This window comes from Mesorhizobium sp. M1143, assembly GCF_040318435.1.
Taxonomy (GTDB): Bacteria; Pseudomonadota; Alphaproteobacteria; order Rhizobiales; family Rhizobiaceae; genus Mesorhizobium.
In genome coordinates, this window is record NZ_JAMYMJ010000114.1 from 1 (window position 1) to 4,060 (window position 4,060).

Annotated in this window: 3 protein-coding genes; all 3 read left to right on the plus strand. The window is 60.6% G+C overall.

Translation table 11 applies throughout. From position 1 onward, the window contains the following. The first annotated feature begins 18 nt into the window (after positions 1–18). Entirely contained in the window at positions 19–912 is an 894-nt protein-coding gene (gene nifH / locus NKH35_RS30765) for a nitrogenase iron protein (RefSeq protein WP_352917453.1), read from the plus strand. Positions 913–1,010: 98 nt separating this feature from the next. After that, entirely contained in the window at positions 1,011–2,513 is a 1,503-nt protein-coding gene (gene nifD / locus NKH35_RS30770) for a nitrogenase molybdenum-iron protein alpha chain (RefSeq protein ID WP_023706404.1), read from the plus strand. A 126-nt stretch (positions 2,514–2,639) separates the two neighbouring features. After that, the coding region (gene nifK / locus NKH35_RS30775; RefSeq protein WP_352917455.1) for a nitrogenase molybdenum-iron protein subunit beta at positions 2,640–4,060 on the plus strand (1,421 nt) is incomplete at its 3' end.

Consider the following 4,060-nt stretch of genomic DNA (forward strand, 5'->3'; position numbering starts at 1 on the left):
CGAAGGAAGGAAAGCTACATGTCAGGTTTGCGTCAGATGGCCTTTTACGGCAAGGGCGGCATCGGCAAGTCCACCACCTCCCAAAATACGCTCGCCGCCCTGGTCGACCTCGGGCAGAGAATCCTCATCGTCGGCTGCGACCCCAAAGCCGACTCCACCCGCCTGATCCTCAACGCGAAGGCGCAGGATACGGTCCTGCATCTCGCGGCAGAGGAAGGTTCGGTGGAAGACCTGGAACTCGCGGACGTGCTCAAGGTCGGCTACAAAGGCATCAAATGCGTGGAGTCGGGCGGACCCGAGCCAGGTGTCGGCTGCGCCGGCCGCGGCGTGATCACCTCGATCAACTTCCTCGAGGAGAACGGCGCCTACGACGATGTCGACTATGTCTCCTACGACGTGCTCGGGGATGTGGTGTGTGGCGGTTTCGCGATGCCGATCCGCGAGAACAAGGCCCAGGAAATCTACATCGTCATGTCCGGCGAGATGATGGCGCTCTATGCCGCCAACAACATCGCCAAGGGCATCCTGAAATACGCCCATTCGGGCGGCGTGCGGCTCGGGGGCCTGATCTGCAACGAGCGCCAAACTGACCGCGAACTCGACCTCGCCGAGGCGCTTGCTTCCAGGCTCAATTCCAAACTTATCCACTTCGTGCCGCGCGACAACATCGTCCAGCACGCCGAGCTCAGGAAGATGTCTGTGATCCAGTATGCGCCGGACTCCAAGCAGGCCGGCGAATACAGGGCGCTGGCCGAGAAGATCCATGGGAATTCGGGCCAGGGCACCATCCCGACCCCGATCACCATGGAGGAGCTCGAGGACATGCTGCTCGACTTCGGCATCATGAAGACGGACGAGCAGATGCTCGCCGAGCTTCAGGTCAAGGAAGCGGCTAAGGCGGCCGCACAGTAGCGACCACTGCCGACATGAGGCGCCGCCTGACCTGGTGCGTCTTTCAAAGAACGGCGCCTCGTCGGTGAGGCGCCACCCTGAACCTTGAAAGGGGTCCCATGAGCCTGGAATACGAGAATGACGGTGGCCTCCATGCGAGGCTTATCGAGGAAGTGCTGTCGCAATATCCTGACAAATCGGCGAAGCGGCGCAGAAAGCACCTCAGCGTGGCAAAGAGCGGCGACGAGGCTGGCGAGGAAAGCGAGGTCCTTTCCGAATGCGAGGTCAAATCGAACATCAAGTCCATCCCCGGCGTGATGACGATTCGCGGCTGCGCCTATGCCGGCTCGAAAGGCGTGGTGTGGGGTCCGGTCAAGGATATGGTCCATATCTCGCACGGCCCGGTCGGCTGCGGGCAATATTCCTGGTCTCAACGCCGAAACTACTACGTCGGCACGACCGGCATCGACACGTTCGTCACCATGCAGTTCACCTCCGATTTCCAGGAGAAGGACATTGTTTTCGGCGGCGACAAGAAGCTGGAACGGATCATCGACGAGATCGAGGAACTGTTTCCGCTGAACAAGGGCATGACTGTGCAATCCGAATGCCCGATCGGGCTGATTGGCGACGACACCGAAGCTGTGTCCCGCAACAAGGCAAAGGAGCACGGAAAGACAATCGTGCCGGTGCGCTGCGAGGGCTTCCGCGGCGTCTCGCAATCCCTTGGCCACCACATCGCCAACGACGCGATCCGCGACTGGGTGTTCGAGAAGAAGGACGTCGAGTTCGAGGCCGGCCCGTACGATGTCAATGTGATCGGCGACTATAATATCGGCGGCGACGCCTGGGCTTCGCGCATCCTGCTCGAGGAGATGGGCCTGCGCGTGGTCGGCAACTGGTCGGGCGACGCTACCCTGGTCGAAATAGAGCGGGCGCCAAAGGCCAAGCTCAATCTCATCCATTGCTACAGGTCGATGAACTACATCTGCCGGCATATGGAGGAAAAGTATGGCATCGCCTGGATGGAGTACAATTTCTTCGGCCCCTCCCAGACTGAAGCCTCTCTGCGCAAGATAGCCAAGCACTTCGGGCCGGAAATCGAGGCCAAGGCCGAGGCGGTCATCGCCAAATACCGACCGCTGGTCGATGCGGTCATCGCCAAGTACCGGCCGCGCCTCGAAGGCAGGACGGTGATGCTCTATGTCGGCGGGCTGCGCCCCCGTCACGTCGTAACGGCATATGAGGACCTGGGCATGGTTATTGTCGGCACTGGCTACGAATTTGGCCATAACGACGATTATCAGCGCACCGGCCACTACGTGAAAAAGGGCACGCTGATCTATGACGACGTGACTGGTTACGAGCTGGAGAAGTTCATCGAGGGGATCCGTCCTGATCTCGTGGGCTCCGGCATCAAAGAAAAGTACCCGGTCCAGAAGATGGGCATACCGTTCCGTCAAATGCATTCCTGGGATTATTCCGGCCCGTATCATGGCTACGACGGGTTCGCCATCTTCGCGCGCGATATGGACCTGGCCATCAACAACCCGGTCTGGAACCTCTACGACGCCCCCTGGAAGAAAAAAGCCGAGCCGTCGGCGGCGATCGCAGCCGAATGAAACCCTGGCCTCCCGGAAGCCGGGAGGCCGCGAACGCCTGTGGCCGCTTGTCCGCGGGAGACCTGAAACCGTTTCGACGTCCCTGTGCCGCCGTATGGCGGGCCAGATGGAAAGAGGTAACCACCCATGCCGCAGTCGGCTGAAAAAGTTCTCGACCACGCGCCCCTGTTCCGCGAGCCGGAATACAGGCAGATGCTCGCCGAGAAGAGGCTGAATTTCGAATGTCCTCACCCGGACCAGATCGTTACCGACCAAGGCGAATTCACCAAGACGTGGGAATACCGCGAAAAGAACCTTGCTCGCCAAGCCCTGGTCGTGAACCCCGCCAAGGCCTTCCAGCCGCTCGGCGCGGTGTTCGCGGCCGCAGGCTTCGAGCGAACCATGTCCTTCGTCCATGGCAGCCAGGGCTGCGTGGCCTATTACCGCTCGCACCTGTCGCGCCATTTCAAGGAGCCTGCTTCGGCGGTTTCCTCCTCGATGACCGAGGACGCGGCAGTGTTCGGCGGCCTGAAGAACCTGGTCGATGGGCTCGCCAACACGTACCAACTCTACGACCCGAAGATGATCGCCGTCTCGACCACTTGTATGGCGGAGGTCATTGGCGACGATCTGCACAGCTTCATCGAGAACGCCAAGGACGAAGGCTCGGTCCCGCGCGACTTCGACGTCCCATTCGCCCATACGCCGGCCTTCGTCGGCAGTCATGTCGATGGCTACGACGTCACGCTCAAGGGGATTTTGGAGCATTTCTGGAAAGGCGAGGAGCGAACGGAAGCCGAGGGGACCATCAACGTCATTCCGGGTTTCGACGGCTTCTGTGTTGGCAACAACCGGGAACTCAAGCGCCTGCTTGATCTGATAGGCGTGTCCTATACCTTCATCCAAGACGCCTCTGACCAGTTCGACACGCCGTCCGACGGCGAATACCGCATGTATGACGGCGGCACGAAGATCGAAGACGTGAGGGAGGCACTCAACGCCGAGGCGACGCTGTCGCTGCAGCATTACAACACCCGCAAAACATTGGAGTATTGCGAGGGAGTGGGGCAGGCGACGGCCTCGTTCCATTACCCGCTCGGAGTCAAGGCTACCGACGACTTCCTGATGGAAGTCTCCGCGATTTCCGGCAAGCAAATCCCCGAGGCACTCCGCCTCGAGCGCGGCCGACTTGTTGACGCCATGGCGGACAGCCAATCCTGGCTGCACGGTAAGAAATACGCCATCTACGGCGATCCGGACTTTGTCTACGGCATGGCCCGCTTCATCATGGAGACGGGCGGCGAGCCAACCCATTGCCTCGCCACCAACGGCACCTCGGCATGGGAAGCCGAGTTGAAGGAACTGCTTGCATCATCGCCCTTCGGCAAGGATGCTCAAGTCTGGGCGGGCAAGGACCTCTGGGCGATGCGCTCGCTGCTCTTCACCGAGCCGGGGGACCTGCTGATCGGCAACTCCTATGGCAAGTATCTGGAGCGCGACACCGGCACGCCGCTGATCCGGCTGACGTTTCCGATCTTCGACCGCCACCATCACCATCGCTTTTCGCT

What these genes read in the sequence shown, in the direction of transcription:
- nifH (WP_352917453.1), top strand. Translation starts at nt 19, where the DNA reads ATGTCAGGTTTGCGTCAGATGGCCTTTTACGGCAAGGGCGGCATCGGC.
- nifD (WP_023706404.1), top strand. Translation starts at nt 1,011, where the DNA reads ATGAGCCTGGAATACGAGAATGACGGTGGCCTCCATGCGAGGCTTATC.